This window comes from uncultured Fibrobacter sp. (assembly GCF_946062555.1).
Taxonomy (GTDB): Bacteria; Fibrobacterota; Fibrobacteria; order Fibrobacterales; family Fibrobacteraceae; genus Fibrobacter.
In genome coordinates, this window is record NZ_CAMGVQ010000006.1 from 13,189 (window position 1) to 39,312 (window position 26,124).

General features: G+C 52.0%; 22 protein-coding genes and 1 tRNA gene. 17 read left to right on the forward strand and 6 right to left on the reverse strand.

Annotated elements, in window-relative coordinates; all coding sequences use genetic code 11:
- Positions 1–34: 34 nt before the first annotated feature.
- Positions 35–1,405 carry a hypothetical protein gene (locus Q0P86_RS02630; protein WP_294984303.1) on the reverse strand — a complete coding sequence of 457 codons (1,371 nt, stop codon included), beginning with the start codon at positions 1,403–1,405 and terminating at the stop codon, positions 35–37.
- 82 nt (positions 1,406–1,487) lie between these two features.
- Between Q0P86_RS02630 and Q0P86_RS02635 the strand changes: the two genes are divergently transcribed.
- The 8 genes from Q0P86_RS02635 to Q0P86_RS02670 all read left to right on the forward strand — a co-directional run bounded on the left by Q0P86_RS02635 (position 1,488) and on the right by Q0P86_RS02670 (position 8,589).
- Entirely contained in the window at positions 1,488–2,291 is an 804-nt protein-coding gene (locus Q0P86_RS02635; RefSeq protein WP_295037265.1) for a hypothetical protein, read from the forward strand.
- Between the two features lie 7 nt (positions 2,292–2,298).
- A complete protein-coding gene (locus Q0P86_RS02640) occupies positions 2,299–2,817 on the forward strand; it encodes a hypothetical protein (protein ID WP_290991976.1) in 519 nt (172 codons plus the stop codon).
- A gap of 195 nt (positions 2,818–3,012) precedes the next feature.
- Complete coding sequence (locus Q0P86_RS02645; protein ID WP_290991978.1) at positions 3,013–3,615, forward strand: hypothetical protein; 603 nt, start codon at positions 3,013–3,015, stop codon at positions 3,613–3,615.
- Between the two features lie 44 nt (positions 3,616–3,659).
- Positions 3,660–3,743: transfer RNA gene (locus Q0P86_RS02650), tRNA-Leu, on the forward strand.
- A gap of 101 nt (positions 3,744–3,844) precedes the next feature.
- Positions 3,845–4,447 carry a GNAT family protein gene (locus tag Q0P86_RS02655; RefSeq protein ID WP_290991980.1) on the forward strand — a complete coding sequence of 201 codons (603 nt, stop codon included), beginning with the start codon at positions 3,845–3,847 and terminating at the stop codon, positions 4,445–4,447.
- 72 nt (positions 4,448–4,519) lie between these two features.
- Positions 4,520–5,368: a TIGR02147 family protein gene (locus tag Q0P86_RS02660; RefSeq protein WP_072977870.1), complete on the forward strand. Its 849-nt coding sequence runs from the start codon at positions 4,520–4,522 to the stop codon at positions 5,366–5,368.
- Positions 5,368–6,759 (forward strand): carbohydrate binding domain-containing protein, encoded by a 1,392-nt coding sequence (locus tag Q0P86_RS02665; protein WP_290992051.1) that lies wholly within the window; start codon positions 5,368–5,370, stop codon positions 6,757–6,759. Before Q0P86_RS02660 ends, Q0P86_RS02665 begins: the two co-directional genes overlap by 1 nt.
- A gap of 99 nt (positions 6,760–6,858) precedes the next feature.
- On the forward strand, positions 6,859–8,589 hold the full coding sequence (locus Q0P86_RS02670) for an alpha-1,4-glucan--maltose-1-phosphate maltosyltransferase (RefSeq protein ID WP_295037269.1): 1,731 nt from the start codon (positions 6,859–6,861) through the stop codon (positions 8,587–8,589).
- Here Q0P86_RS02670 and Q0P86_RS02675 read toward each other — a convergent pair.
- Entirely contained in the window at positions 8,586–8,783 is a 198-nt protein-coding gene (locus tag Q0P86_RS02675) for a hypothetical protein (protein WP_295037271.1), read from the reverse strand. The two genes, Q0P86_RS02670 and Q0P86_RS02675, sit on opposite strands and share 4 nt — an antisense overlap.
- A gap of 57 nt (positions 8,784–8,840) precedes the next feature.
- Between Q0P86_RS02675 and Q0P86_RS02680 the strand changes: the two genes are divergently transcribed.
- Entirely contained in the window at positions 8,841–9,596 is a 756-nt protein-coding gene (locus Q0P86_RS02680; RefSeq protein ID WP_295037273.1) for an acyl-[acyl-carrier-protein] thioesterase, read from the forward strand.
- A gap of 11 nt (positions 9,597–9,607) precedes the next feature.
- Here Q0P86_RS02680 and Q0P86_RS02685 read toward each other — a convergent pair whose 3' ends face one another.
- Both Q0P86_RS02685 and Q0P86_RS02690 read right to left on the reverse strand, forming a co-directional pair.
- Entirely contained in the window at positions 9,608–10,573 is a 966-nt protein-coding gene (locus tag Q0P86_RS02685; protein WP_290991991.1) for an L-threonylcarbamoyladenylate synthase, read from the reverse strand.
- A 148-nt stretch (positions 10,574–10,721) separates the two neighbouring features.
- The gene (locus Q0P86_RS02690; RefSeq protein WP_291025355.1) at positions 10,722–13,628 is read right to left on the reverse strand and encodes a DUF349 domain-containing protein; all 2,907 of its coding nucleotides are present in this window, start codon (positions 13,626–13,628) and stop codon (positions 10,722–10,724) included.
- Positions 13,629–13,754: 126 nt separating this feature from the next.
- On the opposite strand from Q0P86_RS02690, the gene priA reads away from it, so the two are divergent.
- Positions 13,755–15,971 (forward strand): primosomal protein N', encoded by a 2,217-nt coding sequence (gene priA / locus Q0P86_RS02695; RefSeq protein ID WP_295037276.1) that lies wholly within the window; start codon positions 13,755–13,757, stop codon positions 15,969–15,971.
- Between the two features lie 21 nt (positions 15,972–15,992).
- Here priA and Q0P86_RS02700 read toward each other — a convergent pair whose 3' ends face one another.
- Together Q0P86_RS02700 and Q0P86_RS02705 are read right to left on the reverse strand one after the other, a co-directional pair.
- The gene (locus tag Q0P86_RS02700; protein ID WP_295037279.1) at positions 15,993–16,718 is read right to left on the reverse strand and encodes a M15 family metallopeptidase; all 726 of its coding nucleotides are present in this window, start codon (positions 16,716–16,718) and stop codon (positions 15,993–15,995) included.
- A 113-nt stretch (positions 16,719–16,831) separates the two neighbouring features.
- The gene (locus Q0P86_RS02705) at positions 16,832–19,192 is read right to left on the reverse strand and encodes a hypothetical protein (protein ID WP_295037281.1); all 2,361 of its coding nucleotides are present in this window, start codon (positions 19,190–19,192) and stop codon (positions 16,832–16,834) included.
- 41 nt (positions 19,193–19,233) lie between these two features.
- Between Q0P86_RS02705 and Q0P86_RS02710 the strand changes: the two genes are divergently transcribed.
- From Q0P86_RS02710 to Q0P86_RS02740, 7 genes are all read left to right on the forward strand, one after another.
- Complete coding sequence (locus Q0P86_RS02710; protein WP_295037283.1) at positions 19,234–20,061, forward strand: nitrilase-related carbon-nitrogen hydrolase; 828 nt, start codon at positions 19,234–19,236, stop codon at positions 20,059–20,061.
- 209 nt (positions 20,062–20,270) lie between these two features.
- Positions 20,271–20,402 carry a hypothetical protein gene (locus tag Q0P86_RS02715; RefSeq protein WP_256374669.1) on the forward strand — a complete coding sequence of 44 codons (132 nt, stop codon included), beginning with the start codon at positions 20,271–20,273 and terminating at the stop codon, positions 20,400–20,402.
- An 18-nt stretch (positions 20,403–20,420) separates the two neighbouring features.
- Positions 20,421–20,771: a hypothetical protein gene (locus Q0P86_RS02720; protein ID WP_294111845.1), complete on the forward strand. Its 351-nt coding sequence runs from the start codon at positions 20,421–20,423 to the stop codon at positions 20,769–20,771.
- Positions 20,768–21,949, forward strand: a complete 1,182-nt coding sequence (locus Q0P86_RS02725; RefSeq protein ID WP_291025360.1) for a phosphotransferase — start codon at positions 20,768–20,770, stop codon at positions 21,947–21,949. Before Q0P86_RS02720 ends, Q0P86_RS02725 begins: the two co-directional genes overlap by 4 nt.
- A gap of 144 nt (positions 21,950–22,093) precedes the next feature.
- Positions 22,094–22,762: a (d)CMP kinase gene (cmk, locus tag Q0P86_RS02730; RefSeq protein ID WP_290992009.1), complete on the forward strand. Its 669-nt coding sequence runs from the start codon at positions 22,094–22,096 to the stop codon at positions 22,760–22,762.
- A 35-nt stretch (positions 22,763–22,797) separates the two neighbouring features.
- Positions 22,798–24,561 carry a 30S ribosomal protein S1 gene (gene rpsA, locus Q0P86_RS02735; RefSeq protein ID WP_290992011.1) on the forward strand — a complete coding sequence of 588 codons (1,764 nt, stop codon included), beginning with the start codon at positions 22,798–22,800 and terminating at the stop codon, positions 24,559–24,561.
- 124 nt (positions 24,562–24,685) lie between these two features.
- Positions 24,686–25,789, forward strand: coding sequence for an acyltransferase family protein (locus Q0P86_RS02740; RefSeq protein ID WP_295037286.1), 1,104 nt, complete (start codon positions 24,686–24,688; stop codon positions 25,787–25,789).
- Positions 25,790–26,124 lie beyond the last annotated feature (335 nt).

Consider the following 26,124-nt stretch of genomic DNA (forward strand, 5'->3'; position numbering starts at 1 on the left):
AGGCTCACCAACCGAGCTCAGGGACCCTACATATTTAGGGAGCTTGCTCTCCCAGCAAATGCATAATCACGGGCCGGTTCTTGCCGGCCTCTGTCTTATGAATCGTGAGCTTACCAGTGCTGTCGTAACTGAACTGTTCACCCACGCGTTCGCCATTTACGAAAGTGAGGCTGTCGCGGAGCACACCGCTCTTGTACCAGTTACGCATGATTCCATTACGTTTTGACAAGCCGTCTTTCGGGTCCACATTCCAGAAACATTCGCTCGCCAGTTTGCCGCCCATACTGTCCGGGAAAAAGCTGCGGCTTTCTGCGATTTGTCCGTTTTTCCAATATTCCTCGTAGAGCAGCAAACGTCCCGGTTTTATGTAGCGTATAGTCGCCGGGTACTTTCCAATACTTTGTTCAAAATTCACACTCTGTGCAAGATTACTGCTGTCAAGCACACTACCGATTTCGCCCACATACGATGTCTCGGCGCAGAACTTGGACATGTCGCCTTCACAGGCACCATAGACCACTCCCGACACACGCAAGTCGCACTCACGAACCAGGTTGCCTCGTTCATCGAACCAACGCCACACAGAATCTCGTTTGCCGTCCTTATTCCAATGCTCCTGTTTCATGGGAGTGCCATCGGCCCTAAAGTACGTCACCGTTCCGATAAGCGCACTGTCCTTGCCGGTCGCACCCTTGCCCAGCACGCCCTGTACACGGATGCGCCCGGTACCGCAATTCGCCGAATCAATCGTTTCGCCATAACTCTCATAATACAACGAGAATGGACCGTCCAGCCGTCCATTTTTGCAAGTAAATTCTTCAAGCAAATGACAATCTTTCGTATAACGCCTCAAGTAGCTTGAATCAGGATCCTCGGCATTTTTCCCTTTTACTTTAGCACGCCCCGCCGGAGCAGAAACAATTTCACGCTTGGGATCCCACTTGGCGTGGCAATTTCCTTCTTGTTGCAGGGCTCCGTTGCCGTACCACTTTTTCCAGATTCCTACCGCCAGGCCGTCATCGTTGTAATGCTCTTCGAAAGAACGCTCCCGGTTAAAATGCCAACCTTCCCAGTCACCCACCGGATGGTCGTTTTCGTAATAAAGATACGCCTCAACCTTCTTGTCGCTAAAGAGCGCCGTCCACTTGCCGTCCTTGAGACCTTTCTTATAGTGTCCAAGCAGGGCCACGTCGCCAAAACCAGTCCAACGCTTAAAGTCTCCATGCGGCACACCGTCCTTATAGGGGATTTCCAGTTCCTTGATGCCGTCGGTATACCATTCGTTTCTTTTTAGGATTTCTCCATCGGGGTATACCCAAATCGAGGTCTTTTTAGCCCCGTTCGCGTGCTCAGCAAGCACCTTTTCCTCGGCCCGTTCGATGGTGCACCCCAAAACAAGTTGCAAAAAGGGGGCAATTAGGCCTAAAAATGGCAAAAAACGAATTGTACGCATACCAAGTAAAGTAGAAAAAAGGTAATTTCTAATTGTGCTGGAGTTAAAGAATAAATCGATTGCCGATACCTTTAACGCAAGAATCCGCTCCCCCTGGGCGTGGGTGGTTTTGGCGGTTGCTGTAGGACTCACCATCCTGTTCTATTTTTCGCAAAAGCCGCAGATTATTATGTATTCCCGCTACATCAAGACGCTGTCGGACTACCAGTTGCAGGAATCGTACGCCATGCGCGGCATGGAACGCGTGCGCATCGGATTCGGAATCGACACCGTCTTTGTTCTGGCCCAAACGATGAATCTTCGCGAGATTGCAGTCGCTTTCTCCCGTGAAATGGACGAAATCCGCGGAATCGGGATCAAGGCACCACCGCATTCCACTGTTGAGTGCTTCGAGCGGGAAGTCCTCGCCAAGGTTTCGAGCATGCGCCGTTACGCCGCAAGCCGGGCCCTCTGGCTAGAGGACCTGCAACAGATCGACAACCAAGCCTCGCAACTTCCAGCAAGCATCCAAATTCCGCTCCGCGATATATTGGATTCCGCCCGTGCGGGTTATATGGTCGGCATCGCCGGTCACGGGGACAGCCTCTACGGCGCACTCCCCGATTCCACCAGGAACGCCGTTGCCGAGCTCCTTCAGGAAAACGAGGAACTGACTCTCGCCTGGAGTCGTTTCAACAACGAGATGGCAGTCATGTACAGCGAAGACCTCATCCAATTTTTCCAGCAACAGAATATAGACGAAATGGCGCTCAAGTCCAAGATTCCGATGGCATTCTACTTTTTGACCCTAGTGCTGATGCTTTCTACATTCTTCTTCATTTTTAGATCAAAACAATAAAAGCCCCATGCGATTCTTTACTTCTAGAAAACCGGCCCTTCTGAATTTTTCCCTGCTGCTGATTTTTCTTGCGGCATGGCTCTCCTCCTACATGTGGCCAGCACTAAAGGGCCTCCTCCAGGAAGACGACCTTTTTTACGGGACGGTCTCGCACGCAGCCATCCCGAGCGTCTTCGGCGGAAGCAACGTTCCCTTTTTCGACAAGACCATTTTCCAGATTAACGGAGACGAACAAGCCAACTTTATCCTGTACGCCTCCAGGGAAATGCTCGACGACATGGCAGACTGGTACAGCTTTGCTGCCTACAACGCTGGGGATGTTCCTCTCGAAATTTCCGCTTCGCGTATCGATGAGCACACATTCGTCGTACACAGCATCGCTTCGACAGACGGCGAACTGGACTTCGACACACTCGTAATAGACTACCAGGTATACTACGCCTTTATCGGATGCTCCATCATACTGGCGATGACTTTGGTGGCGCTCCTCCTGTTTATCCTGTGGATCGTGAAAAAGAGACGATAATTCGGAATTCAGAATTCGGATTTCGGATTTTAGAAATCGGATTTTAAAATTAATGAAATGAAATGTCTTCTAGTTATTCTTTTTCTCGCAGCATTGGCCATTGCGCAAGCGCCGACCGACACCTTGTTCGTCAATCAAAGAAACCCTCTCAAAAACGCCTCATTCATGTTTTCGGCCGGGAACAAATCACCCGACATGCCTGTCGGAGTGTGGCGGATTGCAGGCAACAAGACAACTGACGGAACGGTCGTTTGGTTTCACGGAGGCATGACCAGCAACAACTGTCGGAAAGGACTCGTGGCAGGTGGCGACATCGCCAAGATGCTCCCGACCTACATCGTTGTCAGCGCCTCGGCCTGCAAGCAAAACCACTGGGTTGAGCCCACCACCATTCAACGTGTTGACGACGCTCTTGATAGTCTCTCCAAACGCCACAAGAAAGACATTTCCGAAATCTCGCTCATCGGTATTTCAGACGGTTCACTTGGCGTAATCGCCTATTCCATGTGGGGCAAGCGAAAAATCAGGAACCGCATTCTGATGAGTTCTTACGGCGAGGCTCTCGGACCGGCAACCCAAGTCGCCGCGCAAGCGCCCCTCAAAAACGGACGCTGGAGATTTATCCAAGGCGGTTCCGACCGCCTGTACCCCTCCGAAAAGACTCTCCCCTGGATACAGGAATTCTGCCAGAACGTAGGAACCGCCTGCGACCTCAAGTTCGATCCGCAAGGTGAGCACGACTGGAGCTACTGGCAAAAGAAGCACAAAGAATGGATTTTAGAGTTTTTTTCTAATTAACCCTTGACAAAATCGGGAAATTTTTCAAAATTTGGCTTACCCACGCGGATGTGGTGGAACTGGTAGACACGCTAGATTCAGGTTCTAGTGCCTGCAAGGGCATGAAGGTTCAAGTCCTTTCATCCGCACTGAAAAACCGTCGAAGCGATTCGGCGGTTTTTTATTTTCTCCCACAGTCCACCGCCCACTGCCTACTGCCTACTTCCTACTATTTACTACATTCGCATTTATGGAAAACTTCGAAGACTTTTTCACCAAGGCATTCGAGACGACGACACTCAAGGGAGAGCGTGTCACCCTCAAGGGCATACGCGAAAACGGCAGCGGCCCGGCTGCGGCGGAAAACATCTTCGCGACCATCGAAAAATCCCGCGACTTTTTAGCGGAACACCTCCCCTGGATTCCCGAGACCGACATTTTCGACCTCAAGAAACGCATCCGTTCGTGGGTCCTGAACGAACGATTCGGCCAGGGCGGTTGCTGGCTGATTTTCAAGAACACGCCGAACTGCCTCGAAGGGGAATTCGCGGGCGCCATCATGATGGAAATCAACCTACGGAACCATTCCGCCACATTGAGTTACTGGCTCGCCAAACCCTTTACGGGGCAAGGACTTATGACCGAATCCGTCAAGCTGATCATCCGGTTTTCCTTCGAGCATCTCAAGCTCAACCGGCTGGAACTTCTCGTTTCGGTACACAACACCAAGAGTGCCGCCGTGGCCACCCGTTGCGGGTTCACTGAAGAAGGCGTAAACCGCGATTTTGAGCTTATAAACGGCAAATTCGTGGATCACCGGCGGTATTCTCTTCTCGCCCGCGATGTTTACTGATGGTTACCAAGGTAAACGAGAAAGTCAAAAAAATTTTTATTTTCAGCCAAGAACTCTTCTATTTTTTAAAGCATGGATAATGGAGAAAATAAAAAGCTCGTAGAACCGGATATTCTGCAGTATACCAACTACAGGGTATTCCTGCGCGATTACTACGAATACAAGAAGAAGACTTCGACCGCTTTCAGCCTGCGGTTCTTTGCCGAGAAGGCAGGGCTTTCGAGCCACGCACACCTGAAGCTTGCCATCGACGGCAAGCGCAACATTACCAAGAACACTGTCACCAAACTGATTCACGGCCTGGGACTTGAAAACCAGCGTGCCGCCTATTTCGAAAGCCTCGTATTCTTCAACCAGGCGCAAACCGACGCCGACAAGCAAATTTATTACGCACAGCTCATCAAGGCTAGCCCCCGCTCCAAGCTCCACAAGATGGACAAGGCTCAGTTCCGCATATTCCAGGAATGGCACCATTCCGCCATTCTCGAAATGGTAGGGCTCAAGGACTTCAGGCCTATTCCTGACCAGATTTCCAAAAAGCTCCGTGGGCTAGTCACACCCGCCCAGGTCACCGAATCCCTAAACCTTTTGCTGGAACTGGGACTGTTGGTCAAGACCGCCAACGGATACCGTCAGCGCGACCCGCTGATTACGACCGATGACGAAGTGCAAGACCTGATGGTCAAGATGTACCATTTACAGATGCTCAAGCTCTCGGCCAATATGCTGACGGAGCTTCCGGGCCAAGAAAGGGACATTTCGGCGCTCACCTTCGGAATTAAGCGCTCAGATTTTCCCAATTTGAAAAAACACCTACAACTAATGCGAAAAGAACTACTAGATTTCTCTGCAAAAGCAGGAGAAGCAGAAGATGTTGTTCAAATCAACATCCAGCTCTTCCCTTTGACCCGAGGAGTGTGATGAAATTCTTTTTGCCCATAGCCACGATTGCCGCCTACGCCATTACGGTCGTTTCCTTGACAGTATCATTTGTCGCATGTTCCAACGACAAGACCGTGGCAGGAATCGAAATCGGAAATCCGTCGATTGCCGACCTTGACACAACCGCAAGGGATACAGTCGTCAAGGATACCACTCCGAAGGACACGACGCCAAAGGACACGACTCCGAAAGATACCGTCATCAAGAAACTGCCCGCGCTTCCCCTAACGGCAAACTTCTCCGTAGACTATTCCGACATTGATCCAAAACTGCTCACCAAGACGGTCTCCATGGATGAACCGATCCTGCTTGACAGTTTCTCCCTGGTACTGACCCAGGTGCGCTCCTTCTCGAGCTACTACATTAGTGTTTCCGTCGACCCGGTGCTCGGGCTCCAGCTTTGGCCGTACGAAGACACTCCTGATGACGAACTAGAAATTTCGTTCACCGAAGGTTCTTCCGTAGAAGATCCGTTCAAGGACATCGACCTGCAAGAAGAAGGATACCTCAAGGAAATGGGCGTCGGATTCCGTCTTAACGACATGACTTCCATTTGCGGTAAAATCCTGATCGACAGTTCCTATGTTCCGTTCGAATACAGCCTGTCCAACTTCCAGACACTGCTGCTCCGCTACCACTACTCCCAAATCGAGATCAACGACGGGAAGGCGAACCTGTCCGTCATATTCAGGGTCAAGCAGTTCATAAAGGACGTTGACTTCTCTGGCGCCGAACTGGGACGCGACGGGGTACTCTACATCAACTCCAATTTCAATCCCGAACTGTGGCAGAAACTTAACGAGAGATTCGTCACCAGTTTCCAGCCATTGCGTTACGACTACACATCCGCTACCGGTGATTCGCTCTCCGAGTACGTCGTCGACATCTGGAACGGTATCGCCGCCAAGCAGGGTGAAAACACGATCATTAACGGAAACTTCAAATCGCCCTTCACCACGGACTGGATCTTGATGAACCAGTTTGGCGGAAGTGCCGACACGAGCATCATTATCGAAAACGGTTCCAAGGACCGCATCATGAAGGTGCAAGTCAACGAAGGCGGCAACCACTCTTACAGCGTGCAGTTGATTCAAGAAAACGTCGCCCTCATAAAGGGTGTTCAGTACCAGTGCGTATTCACCATCTGGTCCAATATCGAAGGACAGATTACGGCACGCATCGGTTCTTATGCCACTTATGAAACCGTCGGTTTCCAGGAGCACGTCGATGTGCATACCACGGGACAGTCGGTTGGCATCACCTTCACTCCGGAAGTCAGCGATCCCTTCGCCCGTTTCGAGCTCAACCTCGGCGGCTCCGCACGTACATTCTGGATCAAGGACGTGCAGGTCATAAGGCTTTCGAAATAAATTCCAGAACTTAGTTGGTCGATTTTAGTCTAAGTTCTAAGCTCTAACTTCTAAGTTCAAATTTGCATCTCGCACATTAAATTCTACATTTGGGCCATTATGGCAACTATTCCTACCCGCAAAGACAATCTCGTCATCGAAAACATTCGCCCCCAGATCGAAGGTGGGCGTTTTATGCTCAAGCGCGAACCGGGCGACACCGTCACGCTTACCGCGGACATTTTCCGCCACAGCCACGAAAAATATGACGCGGCGATTTTCTACCGCCACGATTCCAAGAAAAAATGGGAAAAGGCTCCCATGCACTTCGTGGATAACGACCAGTGGGAAGGTTCCTTCACGGTCAACAACATCGGCTACTACGAATACAAGATTTGCGCCTGGACCGTGGAACCCAAGGACGAACCGACCGAAAGCCCCGTGATGAAACTCCGCGTGGACCCCTCTTACGCCCGCATCGGTACATGGTACGAAATGTGGCCGAAGAGCCAGGGCACTGACCCCACCAAGAGCGCCACCTGGAAGGATTGCGAAAAGCAGCTCGACTACATTGCCGGCCTCGGCTTCGATACCGTTTACCTGGTGCCCATTCACCCGATCGGTGTCACGAACCGCAAGGGCGCGAACAACGCCTTGCACGCCAAGGTGGACAAGAAGGGCAAACCGCTTGAACCTGGTTGCCCGTACGCCGTAGGTAACAAGAACGGCGGCCACTACGACGTGGACCCCGAACTTGGAAGCATGAAGGATTTCGAACACTTCGCCAAGACCGCCCGCAAGAAGGGCCTTCGCTTGGCGCTCGACATCGCGCTCAACTGCAGCCCCGACCACCCGTACGTAAAATCTCACCCGGAATGGTTCTATCACGAACCGGATGGCAGCATCAAGTTCGCCGAAAACCCGCCCAAGAAGTACGAAGACATTTACCCCTTCGACTACTACAACAAGAACTACAAGGCCCTGTGGCAGGAAATCGAGCACATTATCTTGTTCTGGGCCGACAAGGGCGTCGAAATTTTCCGTATCGACAACCCGCACACCAAGCCTTTCCCATTCTGGGAATGGCTGATTGCTGATGTGAAGGAAAAGCGTCCGGAACTCGTGTTCCTCGCCGAAGCGTTCACTCGTCCGAAGATGATGCATCGCCTCGCAAAATCCGGTTTCGACATGAGCTATACGTATTTCGCCTGGCGATCTGCCAAGTGGGAATTCGAGCAGTACCTCAAGGAACTTACCCAGAGCGATGCCAAGGAATACATGCGCGGCATCTTCTTCCCGACGACTCCGGACATTTTCCCGAAGTACCTCGCCTACAAGGGCCCGAACGCCTTCAAGCAACGTTACTTCCTCGCCGGTACGCTTTCTAGCCTTACCGGTATGTACAACGGCTACGAGCTCTGCGAAAACATCCCGAGCCCCATCAAGGAAGAACTACAGGACAGCGAAAAGTACCAGTACAAGGTGCACAACTGGTATGGTCCGGGCATCCAGGACTTCGTTCGCCGCGTGAACACCGCCCGTCAAGAACACGTCGCCCTGCAGGAATACGACAACCTCGACTTCCACTATTGCGCCAACGACCAACTGATGGTTTACTCCAAGAAGTCCGGCGAAGACGTAATCCTCTGCGTGTGCAACATGGATATGGACAACGTGCAGGAAGGCATGGTGGAACTCGACATGAGGAAGCTCGGCCTGAATGACGATTCCTTCTTCTTCTTGAAGGACCTGATTACCGACGAATCCTTCGTGTGGCGCGGCAACAAGAACTTTGTGCGCCTCGATCCTGCCAAGGCTCCCGGCCACCTGCTCGTGCTCAAAAAAATCTAGGCGACACTGGATCCTCCCCATTCGGGAACCACGCGCACTAAGGTTACAAGTAACCAAGTGCTGTCCGCCGTCGGTCTGTCGACCTCCAGGATGACCGGTTTCTGCAATACCAGCACAGGAGTCCCGTAAGTCTGACGGCCTCCAGGATGACTGTTTAGGAGAATGTCATTCTGGAGCAAAGCGACGGAATCCATAGACACATTTGTACAAAAGACTGTTTTCACGGCAGTCTTTTTATTTATATTGAAAGTATGATCGACATTTATTCGCTTGCTAAAAATCCGCTGGTTTTCCAGAAACAGCGCACCATCACCTCGGCCTACATCGATGTTTCAGGGAAAATGGGCCTAGCGCAGACGGTACTCATGGTGCAGGACAACTTCACCGAGAATTTCGGCACGCTCAAGATGGACAACTTCTGCGTCAACGAAAAAGGCGGCTATTGGGCCATCACCAAAGCGAAGTTCAAATTTTTCCAACGCCCCTATTGGCGCGACAAGGTGGTGACCACCTCTTTCCCCGCCGACAACGCTCCAATCCGCACTTACGAAAATACTGCCGTCACGACAGTCGAAGGGGAACCCATCATTCTCGCCGTACAAGAAGCCTGCTGCCTCAACTTGGAAACACATCGCCCCATGAAGCTTTCTGCGGTGGACTTTCCTGCAGAAGGTTCCCCTGAACCCTTTATGGACAACAAGTTTTCGAAGTTCCCCGTAGAGCCCGAGGAATATCAGGAAGTGTACCGCCAGAAGGTGCTACCGCAGCATATCGACATGTCGCACCACATGAACAACATCGAATACGTAAAACTTGGTCTGAATGTGTTCAGCGCCGCCGACCTGGCACTATGCATTCCTTCGATGTTGGAATTGCACTTTATGGGAGAAACCCGCGAAGGCCAAGAAGTCAAGATTTTCCGCGCCGACAAGATGGGTGCGACCTATATGAAAATCGAAGACGATTCGGGACGCCAAGTCTTCGAGATGAAAGTCAAGATGAAGTAACGCCTCGGATATTATCCGAGATGCTTGATGCTCGCGCGTTTCAGGCGGTCATTCAAGGCCATACCCACGCCCACATTCGGAATCGGGTCCACAAGAATCAAGTCATACTTGGGGTCGTCCAGATCGTGCATATAGGCGTACAGCTTTGCCGTCGCTTCGAGCATATTGCCGTTTTCGGACAAATTCAACGTTGCAGGAATAGGGCCTTCGCAGTCGCCAAAGGCGATACGCACGGTACGTTCCGGCAACCGACAACCTTCGGGAAGCGCTCCGTAGAAAAGTGGAACCTGCGGGCGGTAATGCGTGTCGCACTGCCCCGGTGCGGCCATCGCTTGCCCCGGCTTCGAAGTAGATTCTTTCACCTTCACGTCGCCGATGACTTTCGCAATCATTTCGGGCGTTACAGCTCCCGGACGGAGCACCGTCGGCTCGCCCACTAAAGAGACAATCGTACTTTCTACACCCACGTTGCAGGGGCCACCATCTACAATGCCAGCAAGGCCTCGGTCGGCCAACTGCGCCGCCACATGTTCGGCAGTTGTCGGGCTCACATGCTTGAACAGGTTCGCACTCGGGGCTGCAAGCGGCACGCCCGCCTTCCAGATAATCTCTTGCGCCACCGGGTGGCTCGGGAACCTCACCGCGACAGACGGGAGTCCGCTCGTACACAAATCCGGTATGCATTCCTTCTTGGGAAGAATCATTGTCATCGGGCCTGGCCAATAGGCCTTCGCCAATGCATACGCCGCATCGGGAATGTTTTCGGCGATGTCAGCTAACTGCGAAATTTCGCAGATGTGAACAATCAGCGGGTCGAATGTCGGGCGTTCCTTAATCGCAAAAATCTGAGCTAGCGCAGATGGCAAATACGCGTTTCCCGCAAGTCCGTAAACGGTCTCGGTCGGAATCGCGACCACCTCTCCGTCGTGGAGCAGGCGCGCGGCATCATCAATACTTGTCCAAGGAGGAAATTGCATTTTCAATTCAGAATTCGGATTTCAGAGTTAAAAATAGAAAATTTTGTTGTTCGCATAAAAAAAGAGAACAGCACATCGCTATCCTCTTTTCAATTATGATTTCACACTCAATAATAATTCCGAATTCAGAAATCCGGATTCAGAACTATTACGCTTCTGCCGGAGCTTCCGGAGCAGCACCTTCCTGGGCGGCACCTTCAGGCTGATCCTTGCGACCGAAGGCAAACACCTTGTCGCAGGCCATATTGAAGCGTTTCCAGGTCTTCTCGGAATGTTCACGAGGCACGGCACCCACATCCTTCCACAGGCGGCGCAGATGCTTCACCTTGTTCATCGAGGCGGCCACCGTCTGTTCGTTCAGATCGGTCAGCAGGTCTTCGGCCTGTTCACAGAGCAACAGCTTTTTCTGCAAGTTGTTCTGGCGAGCCTGCTCCTGAATGTCGAGCTGGTCACGGCGACGGGTAAAGAAGTCGTCGCAAGCTTCGCGGAACTGCTTGTAGAGATCCATATCCTCGAGGCCGCAGAATCCAAGTTCGCGCCATTCCTTCTGGAGTTCGCGGACGGCATCGGCCAACTGGTTGCTGCCAGCGCTTTCGGCAAACTGACGCACCTTGTCGATCATCGCGGTCTTCTTTTCCTTGATGACATCGAGTCCTTGCGCCAAGGTAGAATCCACATGGGCGAGACGGTCGAGAATCTTATTGTAGACGGAGTTGTAACGGTTGCTGATTTCTTCGATGGCATCCTTCGGAACCATGCCGACAGCCTTCCATTCTTCTTCCACGGCCTTGAGTTCGTCAAGCGTTCCCTGGGCAGCGGCTTCCATCGCCTCGAGCTTTTCGCACAGGGCTTTCTTCGCTTCAAGATTCTTCGACTTTGCAGCATCCATTTCTTCGAAATGGGCACGCTTCTTTTCAAAGAAGCTGTCGCATGCGGTACGGAAACGGGTCCAGATTTCATCGGACTTGCTCTTGGGCACAGGACCGACAGACTTCCAGGAATCCTGCAACTGCTTTAACTTGTTCGAAGTCGCATTCCAGTCGCTCGATTCCTTGAGCGCTTCGGCTTCCATGCAAAGAGCTACCTTCTTCTCGTAGTTGGCTTCGCGGGATTCGTCTTCCTGCTTCAGGTTTTCCTTATGCTGGGCGTAGAACGCAGCCGTCGCGGCCTTGAAGCGTTCGGTAAGCGCAGCCACATTTTCCTTAGGCACCATGCCGATATTCTTCCAGTTTTCCTGGATTTCCTGCATCGCCTTGTACTTGTCCTTCCAGAACATTTCTGCATTTTGAACAAGTTCTTCAATCTTTGCGCACAGGGTTTCCTTGTCGGCCAAGTTCTTCACGCGTTCCGCATTCATTTCTTCGATAAAGGCGGCGCAGTTTTCCTTGATCTTTTCGTAGTTGCTCTGGAAGTGATCGCGATATTCCTGCAGCTTGGCAGCAGAAATGGGTCCAATTTCCTTCCAGCGGTTCGTAATTTCCTTCAGTTTCTGGAGAACAGCCTGGCTACCGGCTTCCTTGGTCAGGGCATCCATTTCGAGGAGCAGGTCGTCACGGTCCTTTTCATTGTGCCAATTTTCCCACTGCTGCATTTCCTGGAAACGGGCCGTCGCGGCCTTGTATTCCTGCCACAGGTCGTGGTACTTGAACTTGTTTTCGCCGACGATTTCCTTCCACTGCAAGAAGCATTCACGAACCTTCTTGTTCAGTTCGCGGAAGTCTTCGTTTTCGTCAAAGGACTTGACCTTTTCGATAATCGCCTTCAGCTTTTCGGAGTTTTCTTCAAAACGTTTCTGTGCATCGTCGTTATAGGCGGAAATCTTGATCGAGAGCTTGCTGCGCAGCGCATTGTATTCCTGCAACACCGGGTCTTCGCCTTCCAGCAGCGGAAGCTTTTCCCATTCGCGGACAATGGCGTGCAAATGCTTGTGGGTCATGTCGTTGACATCTGTATCGGCAAGAGCCTTAAGGCGTTCCAGCAGTTCCGGTCGAACCGATTCGTCGGTCCCTTCAGGGACTTCTTCGACAATTTCTTTCGCCTTGTTGATTTCCTGGACCTTGAAGAAAGCGTTGTTATAACGCTTGACCAAGGCAGCATCCATCAGGGCCTTGCCTTCGGCCCAATCGGCAAGGATAGCCTCGATACGTTCCGCGTTTTCGGATGCCTTGCCTCCAGCAACCAAGCCTTCAAGTTCTTCGAGGCTTGCCGTGAGGGCTGCAATCTTCGCCTGCTTTTCGGCTTCGGCCTTTTCGGCGGCGATGCGGGCAGCATCAGCTTCGTCGCAGAATTTCTTGAAGCTTTCATACACTTCATCAATTGTTGCCTGCTGATCCCCCATACCGAGGTTGCGGGCTTCTCCCATCAGATCTTCGAACTGAGCCTTCACGGCGAGGGGGGACTTCTGGGCAGCGAGATAATGAGCCTGCTTTACCAGGGCTTCACGCTTGCTCGCCAGAAGTTCAGCAGCCTTCTTGCCGTTATCTTCGGCATCGCGCTTTGCACGGAGCTTTTCAGAAATGGTCTTACGAACTTCGGACTGCCTTGAATTCTTCGCAATGTCCTGCAAAAGCGATTCGGATTCCACCTTGGCCGCCGCAGCGAGAGCGATACGGGCGCTGGCATCGCGATTGGCGACATTAGCAAGGATAGACTGCTTTTCGCAAAGCTTCACCAGCTCGCTACGGACAGTTTCAGAGGTGTTCACACCCTTCAGCAATTCTTCGGCGTAATGAGTATCCTTGAGGTCCTTCAAATAAGAAAGGTCTTCGGCGCTCGGTTCGGCACCGGACTTCAACTTCTTGACAACCTCTTCCTGATAACGGGTTTTTGCGGTGCGCTTCACGTCTTCGTCGGAATCTTCCTTCGAAATTTTCAACAGCGAAGAAATGATATTCAACTTTTTTACGGCCGCGGTCCTGACAGAAGCATCGGAATCGGAACTGGCAATACGGTCCAGGATATCCTGGTTGTCCAAGCCCAATTCAGCGACTGCTTCAAGGCGCTTGGCGGGGTTGGAATTCTGCCACTTCGGTTTAAAGGCGTCAAATAAGCTCATAGAGATCTCCAATAGTATGGCAAGCCTGCTTAAGGTTTGCATACTATAATCTAACAAAAAAAGTTTTTTCAAACAAAAAAAATTGGAATTTATGCGCATTTTGCGGTATTAACTATCTTTTAGCCCGTGACAAAGCGAATTCCCAAACTCAGCGCCCCCGAGGAAGTGCACCAGAAGCTCAAATCCGCAACTTTGACGGATTTCTGCGAGGTATACATTCCCATGGCCCCCGATGTCTATACCTACGGAGTTCCCGCAGGGGTCAACCTTGTGCGCGGAGATGTCGTTTGGGTTCAGTTTGCCACCCGTAAAAAGCCGGCCCTCGCCGTGGTCGCACGCGTCCACCAGGAACGCCCCAAGTTTGATGTGCGCCCCGCATACCCGCACCAGTCCGGCTACCGCTTTAGCGAACGCTACATGGAAACGCTCGAATGGACCGCCCGCTATTATATAAGCACCCCCATGAAGGCTCTGTTCGTCTTCTGGCCCAGCGACTTCGAGAAGTACCTCGCAGCATACACGTCTTTGCGTGCCAAAGGCGAAGCAATCCTTGATTATAGAGAAAAGGGGGAAGCCTCCCCCTCGCGTGAGCCCCAAGGGTCTCCCGCTACCCCCTCTGCAGGGGACACCCCTACAACGACCCCGAATTCCCAAAGCACGTCATCCTGGAGCAACGCGACGGGATCCACAAAAGCAGTCCTGGATCCCCTCCCTCGTTTCACTCAGTCGAGGATGACCGCAGCAAACATCCCAGCACTAACGTTAGAACAAACTAACGCATTCAATACGCTTTGCGAAGAACTGGATAAAGACGGATTCCGGGGCGTATTGTTGCACGGCGTCACCGGCTCGGGCAAGACCCGCGTCTACCAGGAACTTGCCCGCGAAGCGTTGAAGCGACACAAGAAAGTCTTGATCCTCGTGCCCGAAATCGGACTCACACCGCAAACGCTCAAGCGCTTCGAAGATTTTCTGCAAGTCCCGATTGTGGTATTGCACTCGGCTCTTTCTGCACCCAAGAAACGCGAAGGCTACGTCTCAATTTTGAAGGGCGACACGCAGGTGGTTCTCGGCACCCGCAGCGCGATTCTTGCCCCGTTCGATTTCGACCTCGTGATTCTTGACGAAGAACACGATTCCTCTTTTAAGCAACAGGATCCAGCGCCGCGTTACCACACCCGCGAAATGGCATTCCATTTGGCGTACAAGTACGGCGCCCTTGTGGTGCTCGGCAGCGCCACGCCTTGCCTCGAGACATTCTATAATGCAAAGGCGAATAACTTAAAGACGGTTACACTCAAGGATCGCGCCACGCAGGCGCCGCTCCCGAAGGTGCAAATTGTCGACATGGGCAAGATGCGCCAGCAGAAGGGCCTTCTATTGTCGCCCGCGCTCCGCGAAGCATTGACCGATTGCATCGAGCGCGGGGACCAGGCGATTATCCTCATGAACCGCCGCGGTTTTTCGAAGATGCGCGTGTGCACTGAATGCGGAGAGACGCTTTACTGCAAGCATTGCCACATTCCGCTGGTATACCATAAGCAATACCGCTCGCTCATGTGCCACTACTGCGCCGCCCTTTACCCGGTGAACACACCGTGTAGCGCCTGCGGCGCCGAAACTTACGAGTTCGTGGGCGGCGCCATCGAGATGCTAGAAGAAGAAATCGCCGAATGGATTCCGAACGCGAAAGTGATTCGCATGGACCGCGACACCACGCAGAACATTGGCGCCAGTGAAAAGATTCTTGACGCGTTCCGCAATCGCGAATACAACATTCTGCTTGGAACGCAGATGGTCGCCAAGGGCCACGATTTTCCTGGCGTGCAATTAGTCGGGGTCGTTGGCGCCGATAGCGGACTCGGCATTCCCGATTTCCGTTCTACGGAAAGACTTTTCCAGCTCTTAAGCCAGACCGCAGGGCGCGCGGGTCGTGCCGGCGGCGAAGGCCAAGTGCTGATTCAGACGCTAAAACCTTCTGAACCGGTGATGCAGTTCGCCGTGAACCATGACTTCAACGGATTTGCGAACAAGGAAATGGAAGACCGGCGCGCCGCCTTCTACCCGCCCTTCTGCAAACTCGTGGAAATCAGCTGCGGAAGCCGCGACGAAGATCTACTGCGGCACACCGTCGAGCGCCTGGAATCCCTCTTACGCGCCGACAAGAAGCTTATGGTGCTCGGCCCTGTGGACGCCTTCGTGCCCGTCATCCAAAATGTCCACTGGGCAAAACTCTACATCAAGACACAAGACCTCGCCCCTGTCCGCAAGATTCTGCATCCCATTATCAACGGCACCAAGCCCTGGGTGCAGAATGTCGAAATCAAAGTGGAAATCGAATAGATAAGGCGACTCGCCACCGCGTTACAGCGGGAACTTCGGATAATTTTCGCGCACATACTTGCTGGGGAATGCGTTAAAATGCCACCATTCGCTGCCGAGCGGGACCCAGCCCGCCCCGCGCATAATCTTGCGGAGCTTGTTGCGGTTATCCACTTGTTCCTGCGTAAGCCGTCCGCTCTTTAAAGCATTCGCTTCGCCGACTTCGCCCGCACAGCGTTCAAAAGAATCAAAGTCCGTGCCCATGTCAAGCAAGTTGCCATCGGCATCGGTAATGCCCAAGTCCAGCGCCAAGCCAAAGTTATGCATGCCTCCTTTACCCGGCGAAGAAACATAGGCCGAATAAGGGGTTCCACGCACGGTCCTTCGCAAAGCCTCCTGCGCATACAGCGGGCGTGACGCATCGAAAATCACAAACTCGGAACCAGGCATTTCTCGCTGCATAATTTTGATCGCCTTGCGGAGTTTTGCAGCAGCATCCTTATGCACAAAGGCGCGCTGCACGCCACAGTACAAGTCATGCCCCGTCACGTTATCGAAGGTGGCGTATCGCAAGTCCATACGCACGCCCTTCAGGCGCGTAATTTCGACCATGTTGGGATCTGCCGTCGCCAATTCAATCCACTTTTTGGCAGAACTGCAATAACGCAAGGGCTTATCGGGCTTCGGCGGAACAAACAGGGAATCCGTCTCATGAGCAAAGCAAAACGAACCCCAAAAGAACAATAAAGTTACTAGAAATTTTTTCATCCTTAATTCTTTCTAGATCCTTCGGCTCCGCTCAGGATGACACTCTTCGCATTTTACTCAAAGCCCAAAGGGAGCAACGCGACCGAACTCTCACCTCAAAGCGAAGCGACCTATTAAATCCCGAGTTGCACTTCGACGCCGAATTGCACATAGAGGCCCATTCCCTTCGCCATGAACGGCACCAGGTCATAGCCATCGGTAGATTCATCGTTGTTATCTCGGGTCACCCAGGAGCGTTCGCGAGCGTTTTCACTCCCCAAAAACTTAAGTGCCGACACATCGAGGTTCGCGAAAATATTGTCCACTTCGACATAGAATCGGGCACTCCTGAAGAAATACTTGCTGCTCGTCAAGTCCAGGTTCACACGAGCATCGGTACGGAACATATCCGTAAATTCGTTGTAATCCTTGAGGCGTCGCGTACCATTGGTGTGGCTCTTGACATCGGACGGAGTAATTTCATAGTAATACAACGGACGGTGCAGTGCCGCATGGTGCGTAATGATGACCGACACAATCGAGTCCTTGCGCGGATAGTAACGGAAATGCGAAAGAATGTCCAGGCGGGAATTCGCTTCCCACGGGAGGGACTTGCCACCATCTAATTCGTATTCACCGTAAACCGTGCTCACGTTCGTCGCCATCGAGAAATGGTGCGAAGTCTTGAATTCAAGCGTACCCGAAGCGCCCGCCACCCAGGCAAAATCAATCGGAGTCACATCTTCATACTGCGCATACGCCTTGGGCATCGGCAGGAGCGGATCAGGGTAGTAGCGGCCAAAGCCCGAGCCCTGAGCCACTAGGTACTTAGAATTGTAACCCAGGCCCAGCTTACCGGACACACCCGATTCCAAGCGCCCCGTAAGGTCGCCATCTTCGTAATAAGGTTTCCAGTCGCTACGGTAGGCCGCATTCGCAAAGAGCCTCCAGTAGGCGGTATCAATCTTCGAGAGATTCTGTTCAAAGTCCAACGAAGCCGTCGGCGCCGCCTCGTGTTCGCCGGCATCGGCAATGGCACCGACAGAAAGGATTTCCTGCGAGAAGTCACTCCGCCAGTTCATGCGGGCAGCCCCCGAAAGCACTCCCGTCTGGAAGTCATCGGACTGCGTATCACCAAAATCAGGATATTCGCGTTCGACTATATGGTGCTCGTAAAGCAAGGCACCACTCAATTTGGAGCCCAGGATCGACCCCTTGAAATTCCGGTCGAGTCCACCACTCAAAGTCGTATGAGTCAGCTCGTAAGCGTCGATAAATGTCGCCGATTCCTTCGTATTCGCCGTTTTGCGGAAACCCGTCGTATCGCGGAGCGTATCGCCCAGAACTTCACGCACGAAGCCGGCATGAGCAGACGTTCCAAAGCGAGAATTATATTCGGCGCCCATGACCAGGTACTGCTGCTTTCCCTCGATAATGTCGATTGAGTTCACCTGGTCGTAGGCAGTAGAAGTGTCCTGATGGATGCTGTATTTATCGGAGCTGTACAAGGTACGAAGCGCCCAGGTATTTCCGCTGCTGTCGGAGCCGTTAAACTGCGCATAGATGTCGTATGCCGTGAGATCAAATGGATCCGAAGATTTCACATTGCAGTTTTCGACGCAATCTCCATCACGCTTGCGGAACTCGGTAAAGAACTTTTCGCCCAAGTTCTTGAGCATTTCCTCGTCAAGCCTGCGGAAAGAGAAACGGAAGCTATCCCAGAAAAGCCACGGCGCATCAACCACCACTTCTTGAAGCGTAATGCCCGCCGTGCCGCGGAGTCCCCAATCGCCCTTGGTCTGTTCAGGAATATACTGTACCGAAGTCGCGAGCCCCTGGCCGATGGGGCCTTCGCCGTAATTGTCATGGATTTCGATGGCGCTCAGGATATGCGGATTCACCACCGACAGGTTGCCCGGGAAACCGACATCCAGGTGACGCATGTTCGGAATGCGGAGCCTACCCAAATGGTACGCCACGTCGCCCGCACGGGAACCGTCATAATAAAGGGCGCTGCTGAAATCCTTCTGACCAGAGATACCCGGCATCTGGCTCAAGTGTTCCGTCACGTCGAAGCGCATACCGGCAGCATCTTCCAGCTTATCCAGGTTCACCTTGCGTTCAAAGTTCCACTGCACTTTGTCGCCACCACCGCCAATCACGGTACTCGTCCCCAGGTTGCGGACATCGGTGGTCGTCTGCATCGTGACCACCATGTCAAAGAGGTCTGCAAAATCTTGCAGTTCCACCTGCACGCTGTCGAAGCCGTCCTTCTTAAAAATGAGGATTGCATTCTTGGAATCCACCGTCAGTTCGAAGCGACCGTCGGAATCCGTCTCACCCAATTTTTTCCCGGAGACATAAGTGATGGTCGCATCCTTAACCGGCAAATCGGTTTCGGATTCCAGAACGACACCCACAATCAAGGTCGGGGTCGCAGCAAACAGGAACGTCGCCAAAAGCAGGACTGAAACGAGCAGGGAGCGTAATCTCATGATTCCTAAAATAGCAAATTGAATTGTTCTATATTTACCGTATGCTTGATATTTACCTAGTTCAAATGGAAATGGCCCCAAACGACAAGGCCAAAAACTTTGCCAAAGTCCGCGAACTCGCCTCAAAAATTCGCAAAAGTGCGGACGATTCCGTTCCAGGTCTAATCATTCTCCCCGAAATGTTCGCCACGGGATACCTGCCGCTACACCCGGAAAGCGCCGCGGAAGACTTTTTCAAAAACAATGCCGGCGAAACGGCCGATTTTTTGTACAAACTCGCAAATGAAACGGGTTGTGCCATCATGGGGGCAGGCATAGAAAAGAGCTCCGAAAGCGATGCGGCTCGCGACATCAATGAAAGTCAGAAACTCCTGAACCATAGCAGCGTCTATATACCAAGAAACACCCAAGAATACGCCCGCTACGACAAGCGGCATCCGTTCTTTATGGAACAGAAAAAATTCAGCGCAGGCGATAAAGTTAGTTTATTCGAAATCAAGGATTGGAACATCGCGGCAACCATCTGTTTCGACCTTCGATTTCCGGAACTCTACCGCGATGCAGTCAAGGCAGGAGCTAGGCTCATCACGGTGCAAGCAGCCTGGCCCGCCGCAAGAATCGCCCACTGGAAAACCTTGTTGCAGGCGCGAGCTATCGAGAACCAGGTGTACATCGCTGCCGTGAACGGAATCGGGGGCCCCTCTTACGGAGGCAACTCGATGATTATCAATCCGAAAGGGGAAATCATCGCTTCGACGGAAGCCTCCTTCGAAGGAATCGTACACGCACGCATCGATTCAAAATCACAGGAAGAATACCGCAAACAGTTCCCCGTGCTAAAGGGAATTGTACCGGAAGAATACTTTTAATGTCTAGTATTCCAAAATGGAATGATCTAGGTCACATTATTCCCCCAAAACGGATTTTTTTTCCTAATTCACTAGCTATCAACAGGTTAGCGTCATTTCGTCAAAAAGTGGTCCATAAAAAAAATTTTTTTATGTCTTTCCACTGTCAAAATTATAATATATCTTTTCCCTCTAGGATGGATCGACAACATCTAAGCAAGAGGTAAACGATGTCGAACACAAGCAGACTCCAGTACGCAAAAGCGTTAATCAAGGCAGGCATCACGCGTGAACTTGTTCTCAAGATCACGTCTATCTCGACCTACCAATATGCGCAAATCCAGCGGGAACTAGCCGCTTAAGGAGAGCGTGCCTTGCGGATGGTGCTTGTCATTCCGGCACAGCCTGCGACTTTGAACGAAGAACGACAGGCAGTGCTTTTGAATTGCTACAGGGACGGTTCACTTTTACTTGACGCCAAGGACGGCAAAAAGCCCGCACGATTTTTTCTGAAAGTCGGCGATGTTTTTCCGTGGAACCAGTTTCTGCCCAAGCTTCTTGCGAACTGGCAACTTTCCGACTTCAAGGATGTTCCCAAGGAATTCATCCCCCAAAAAAGGATTCCCGAATTCGTACTCGAAGGAATCCTGAACGAGCCTCTCGAAAACCAGCTGAAAGTTTTGGCCACCCTCCGAAAGCAGGGGTATTTTTCAGCACTGAAAACAAAATGACCTACGATATTACAAGCAAGCGATGGTTCATGGGAAAGGGGCAACCTGTCCGTCAAATCAACGAAATGGACCGCATCGAAATTGCAGGCTGTACACTCCAAATTTTACAGATCGAATTCGAGAACCATTCTCGCGACCTATATGCAACAATCGAAGACGAATCCAAGACCGGAGCCATCCTTGCCGAATGTTTCGGCGGAGCTCCGTCCGTCCAGATTTTCAAGACAGATAAAGGACAATTCGTTTTCACACGGACCAGCAAGATTGACAAGGATGCCCTGGGCCAGGCAATCGCCCTTGGTGCCGAGCAGAGCAATTCAGCGTTTTTCGTAAAGGGCAAATACTTCTTCAAGCTATTCCGCCGCTTGCACGCAGGGCTTCACCCCGAGCAGGAAATCCTCCTGCAACTGAACAAGAAGGGATTCGAAGGAGTTCCGCAACTTCTTGGATACGCGGAGTACCAGACGAACGGAAATTCCTACGCCATTGGCATTCTGGAAAACCACATTGACGGCGCCAAAAACGCCTGGGACCTTTTCACGGGAGAGCCGACTCCTTTTCTCGAACACGCCGCCTGGTTACTTGGACAGACCACGGCGAAGATGCATCTGGCCTTAAAGGGACTGAAGGGAACGGGCTCGCAGCCCGAAAAGCCGCCCTTTGAGAAGTTAGTAAAGCTGTTAAAGGCGAACGGAAAAAAAGACCTGGTGCCGATTGTCAACAAATTAAGTTGTTCGCAAGAATCTGTGTTGACCAAAACGACGCAGGGGAGTTTCGTTCCGCAACGCATTCACGGAGACTATCACCTGGGACAGCTCCTTATCGACGGAAAAAAATTCACGGTTCTCGACTTTGAAGGGGAACCGGCGCGCACGCTCGATTTCAGGCGAAGGCTACGATCCCCCGCCGCCGACATCGCGGGTATGCTACGCAGTTTCGCCTATGCCGAAGCGGTCCGACAGGCAAGCATCCCCGAGGAAAAACGTTCCGCCGAGCCCTGCAGCTACGGGCTGAGTTTTTTGATCGGCTATAGCCAGGAATCGGGAATTCCGATCAAGCAGCTGGAAGAGGAATCCAGGCCCTACATTCTAAGCAAGGCCGTCTACGAGGCGTGCTACGAGCTGGAATTCCGCCCCGACTGGTTCTGGATTCCCGAAAAAGCCCTCAAAGAGCTTTAGTGGTGCAAACGGGGACTCTTGAAACGGAGCTCCGTTTTTCTATATTGGCGCCCTTTCAGGGCGCATATAGCTCGGTTCGGTCATGTCAATTCGTGCAAGCACGATTGACGCGACTCTCACCTTAAGCTATATTTGCACCCACTCATGAGCAATTCTAAGAATTTTGTTATCGCCCTGGATGGCGGTTCGGGTACCGGCAAGAGTACCACCGCCAAGCTCGTGGCAAAGGCCCTCGGCATTACCTATCTGGATACTGGCGCCATGTACCGCGCCGTGACGCTTGCCGCCCTCGACAAGGGACTTGCGGCCGAAGAAGGCCCCGCCATGGACGAACTGCTCAAGAACCTTGACCTCGGGTTCGACTCCGAAAACCACATTCTCATTAACGGTGTGAGCCGCGAAAGCGAAATCCGCGGCATGAAGGTGTCGAGCAACGTGAGCATCTACTGCGCCCTCCCCTCTGTCCGTGCCGCAATGACCGAAAAGCAGCGCGAAATCGGCAAGAAGCAGAGCTGCATCCTGGATGGCCGCGACATCGGAACCGTCGTTTTCCCCGACGCCAAGTACAAGTTTTTCATGGTCACGGACGTGAAGGTCCGCGCCGAACGCCGCTACAAGGAACTCCTTGAAAAAGGCGAGAAGGTGACGCTCGAAGAAGTCCTCGAAAACCTGGTCGAACGCGACCGCCTGGATTCTTCCCGCGCAAACGCCCCCCTCAAGAAAGCGGACGACGCTATTGAAATTGACACTACACACATCTCAATCCAACAACAGGTGCAAAAGATTCTCGACTACGTAGGTGTAGTGGCGTAGCCTGAATCCTTTGTTCCACAACCCAATTAAACAATATGTCTCAAAATCTCAAATTCGGTACCGCAGAAGATCTCGCAGAAATCCTCGCCGCTCAGAGCGAATGCAGCCCCGACTTCCGTAAGCAGAACGCTGACGTTTACGCCGGCATGGACTGCCTCGAACAGGGCAAGCTCGTCACCGGTAAGATCAGCCAGGTGAACGACCAGGAAGTCCTGATCGACGTGAACTACAAGTCCGAAGGTGTCATCGACCGTGGTGAATTCAAGGACACGGACTCCCTCGAAATCGGTTCCGAAATCGAAGTGTTTGTCGAAAAGCTTGAAGATGAAGACGGACGTCTCATCCTCTCCAAGCAGAAGGCCGACTTCGTGCGCGTGTGGGATCGCATCCACGCTGCTTTCGAAAACAACGAAGTCGTGCGTGGTACGCTCACGAAGCGTATCAAGGGCGGTGTGGTTGTCGACCTGTTCGGCATCGACGCTTTCCTCCCGGGTTCCCAGATCGACCTCCGTCAGATCCCGGACATCAACGCCCTCATCGGTCAGGAATACGACCTCAAGGTTATCAAGGTCAACAAGGCTCGCAGGAACATCGTCGTGTCTCGCCGCGTCGTTCTCGAAGAAGAACGCAACAAGCAGCGTGGCGACGTGCTCGAAACCCTCGAAAAGGGTCAGGTCCGCAAGGGTATCGTCAAGAACATCACCGACTTCGGTGCATTCATTGACCTCGGCGGCGTAGACGGCCTCCTCCACATCACCGACATGAGCTACAAGCGCATCAACCACCCGACCGAAATGCTCCAGCTCGGCCAGGAAGTCGAAGTCATGGTTCTCGACTTCAACGACAAGAAGGAACGCATCTCTCTCGGCATGAAGCAGCTTAAGCCGCATCCGTGGAAGGACATCGCCGAACGTTATCCGGAAGGCGCCATCGTTAAGGGTAAGGTTGTTTCCATTACCGATTACGGTGCATTCGTTGAACTGGATAGCGGCGTCGAAGGCCTCATCCACGTTTCCGAAATGTCCTGGACTCAGCATGTCAAGCACCCATCCAAGATCCTCACCGTCGGTCAGGAAGTCGAAGCAGTCGTGCTCAAGGTTGAAGAAGATGCAGAACGCATCTCTCTCGGCATGAAGCAGCTCGAATCCGATCCGTGGGATTCTATCGAAACCGAACTTCCGCCGGGTGCCCGCGTGGTTGGTGAAATCCGCAACATCGCTTCCTTCGGCGCATTCGTCGAAATCAAGGAAGGTGTTGATGGCCTCATCCATGTTTCCGACATGTCCTGGACCAAGAAGATCACCCATCCGAACGAAATGGTCAAGAAGGGTGACAAGGTCGAATGCGTCGTGCTCGCCGTCGATAAGGAAAAGCGTCGTATTTCCCTCTCCATGAAGCACCTCACCGAAGACCCGTGGGATACCATCGATTCCACCTACCCGGTGAACAGCGAAGTGAAGGGCAAGATCGTTCGCATGCTCGACCGCGGCGTCGTGGTTGAACTCGCTGACGGTATCGAAGGCTTCATCCCGGTTTCCAAGCTCACCGCTGAATACATCAAGGTTCCGGCCGATGCATTCAAGGTTGGCGACGAAGTTCCGGCTGTCGTGACCGAAATCGACCAGAACAACCGTAAGATCTTCCTCTCTGTGGTTGACTACTTCAAGAACCGTGAATCCGCCGAGCTCAAGGCTTGGATGGACTCTCACAAGCCGGGCGAATCTGGCACCACCATCGGTGAAGCCGCCGCCCCGAAGAAGAAGGCTTCCAAGAAGAAGGCTGACGAAGCTGAAGCTTAATTAGCTTATTCAAAAGCTTAAGGGAACCCCGCGGGCAACCGCGGGGTTTCTTGTTTTGCATTGTCATTCCCGACTTGTTCGGGAATCACCATTCCTACTCAAGCAAGTTTTCTATTTTATTATTATGTCTAATCGAATTCAGGAACTCGATGTCTTGCGCGTACTTGCGATGTTCTTTGTCATCACGTACCATTTCGGATGCGAATACGCGGCAGCCGGGCTCCCGTTCATTAATTTATTCTGCACCACGTCGAATTACGATTTCGGCAATATCGCCGTTACGATTTTCATTGCCCTTTCGGGAGGGCTGCTCTATAAAAGATACGGCGTTATCGGCTGTGAAGAGGGATACCCGACTCAACCGAGCATAACAATTGACGTACCAAAAAACACGAACAAATTCGAGCAAATTAAAACGTTTTATGTAAAACGGGCGAAGGCAATCTACCCGCCGTTTTGGATTCTCAGTCTTTACATTCCCCTTTCGATGATTCGGCACCTACTTGCGGACGGCAACCCGTTTTTCATGGGCAGTCCCTTCAAGCTGTCGCTAACCGTCATCGGATTTGACGGTTATGTGAAGCTGTTCGGAGTCGACACTTACGCCTTTTGCGGGGACTGGTTTGTCGGCGCCATCGTGATGCTTTACCTGCTTTACCCGTTACTCGCCAAATGTTACCGGAAAGCACCCATCGTCACACTCGTAACTCTCGCGATCCTTTACGTTTCTCAATTCCTATTTCCCATTAAATACGACGAGCTGTTCAGTGCTCTTCCGATAACGCTCATTTTCAAGTTTTGCATGGGATTTGCCCTGATCGAAAATCTAGACCGTCTGCGGAACCGCCGCGTAGCCATTGCAGCGGGTGCCATATTTCTCGCGATTACCATCGTCACCATTCCCGGGAGCCGCCACATGGATTACGCGGGCATGATTGCGGCGTTCGCGTTATTCGCCGTTGTATTCTATATCGCGCCACGCCTGCTCCGCCATAAAGCAGTGAAACTCCCCATTCAGAAACTTGCGGCACTTTCGTATTGCGTTTTCCTGGTGCAGCATGTGGGAATTGTTTGGGCGCAGGCGGCCTTCATCAAGATTTTCGCCAAGATGCATTGGAGCTTTACGCAATGGAATGTCTTGGCTTTATTCGCCTGCACGCTCGTTATCATCGTGCTTGTCGCTTGGATATTGAAGCTGGTCAGCGATAAACTCGTGCAAAAACGATAAAAAGCACCTATAATTATAGGGGTGTACCTATAAACCGAGTAAAAAGAAGTGTTTTATAGGTACAATTTAGCGAATTACAAACAAATTGTTCTGCAAAACAGAAAAGATTTCTGGATTTTTCATAAAATTTGACTATGCCAAAGCGGAAGTAATGAGAAAAGAAATAAATCTGTGAATGTGGCTGGAGCCCTTGATTTTATTGGGTTTTCTTGTCTCATTTAACCCGAAAAATGTGTGTTTTTTGATTTTGCCGTTTTTTCGCTATTTTCGCGGTTTCTTCATTTTGCGGAAAAAGATGTTTCACTTTTCGTGAGACATTTTTTTTGTGAATTGGC

Bases quoted from the DNA above. Each gene is read 5' to 3' on its own strand.
- Q0P86_RS02640 (WP_290991976.1), top strand. From the start codon at position 2,299: ATGCGATTCTTTACTTCTAGAAAACCGGCCCTTCTGAATTTTTCCCTG.
- Q0P86_RS02645 (WP_290991978.1), top strand. From the start codon at position 3,013: ATGCCTGTCGGAGTGTGGCGGATTGCAGGCAACAAGACAACTGACGGA.
- Q0P86_RS02655 (WP_290991980.1), top strand. From the start codon at position 3,845: ATGGAAAACTTCGAAGACTTTTTCACCAAGGCATTCGAGACGACGACA.
- Q0P86_RS02660 (WP_072977870.1), top strand. From the start codon at position 4,520: ATGGATAATGGAGAAAATAAAAAGCTCGTAGAACCGGATATTCTGCAG.
- Q0P86_RS02665 (WP_290992051.1), top strand. From the start codon at position 5,368: ATGAAATTCTTTTTGCCCATAGCCACGATTGCCGCCTACGCCATTACG.
- Q0P86_RS02670 (WP_295037269.1), top strand. From the start codon at position 6,859: ATGGCAACTATTCCTACCCGCAAAGACAATCTCGTCATCGAAAACATT.
- Q0P86_RS02675 (WP_295037271.1), bottom strand. From the start codon at position 8,783: ATGGATTCCGTCGCTTTGCTCCAGAATGACATTCTCCTAAACAGTCAT.
- Q0P86_RS02680 (WP_295037273.1), top strand. From the start codon at position 8,841: ATGATCGACATTTATTCGCTTGCTAAAAATCCGCTGGTTTTCCAGAAA.
- Q0P86_RS02685 (WP_290991991.1), bottom strand. From the start codon at position 10,573: ATGCAATTTCCTCCTTGGACAAGTATTGATGATGCCGCGCGCCTGCTC.
- Q0P86_RS02690 (WP_291025355.1), bottom strand. From the start codon at position 13,628: ATGAGCTTATTTGACGCCTTTAAACCGAAGTGGCAGAATTCCAACCCC.
- Q0P86_RS02700 (WP_295037279.1), bottom strand. From the start codon at position 16,718: ATGAAAAAATTTCTAGTAACTTTATTGTTCTTTTGGGGTTCGTTTTGC.
- Q0P86_RS02705 (WP_295037281.1), bottom strand. From the start codon at position 19,192: ATGAGATTACGCTCCCTGCTCGTTTCAGTCCTGCTTTTGGCGACGTTC.
- Q0P86_RS02710 (WP_295037283.1), top strand. From the start codon at position 19,234: ATGCTTGATATTTACCTAGTTCAAATGGAAATGGCCCCAAACGACAAG.
- Q0P86_RS02715 (WP_256374669.1), top strand. From the start codon at position 20,271: ATGTCGAACACAAGCAGACTCCAGTACGCAAAAGCGTTAATCAAGGCA.
- Q0P86_RS02720 (WP_294111845.1), top strand. From the start codon at position 20,421: ATGGTGCTTGTCATTCCGGCACAGCCTGCGACTTTGAACGAAGAACGA.
- Q0P86_RS02725 (WP_291025360.1), top strand. From the start codon at position 20,768: ATGACCTACGATATTACAAGCAAGCGATGGTTCATGGGAAAGGGGCAA.
- cmk (WP_290992009.1), top strand. From the start codon at position 22,094: ATGAGCAATTCTAAGAATTTTGTTATCGCCCTGGATGGCGGTTCGGGT.
- rpsA (WP_290992011.1), top strand. From the start codon at position 22,798: ATGTCTCAAAATCTCAAATTCGGTACCGCAGAAGATCTCGCAGAAATC.
- Q0P86_RS02740 (WP_295037286.1), top strand. From the start codon at position 24,686: ATGTCTAATCGAATTCAGGAACTCGATGTCTTGCGCGTACTTGCGATG.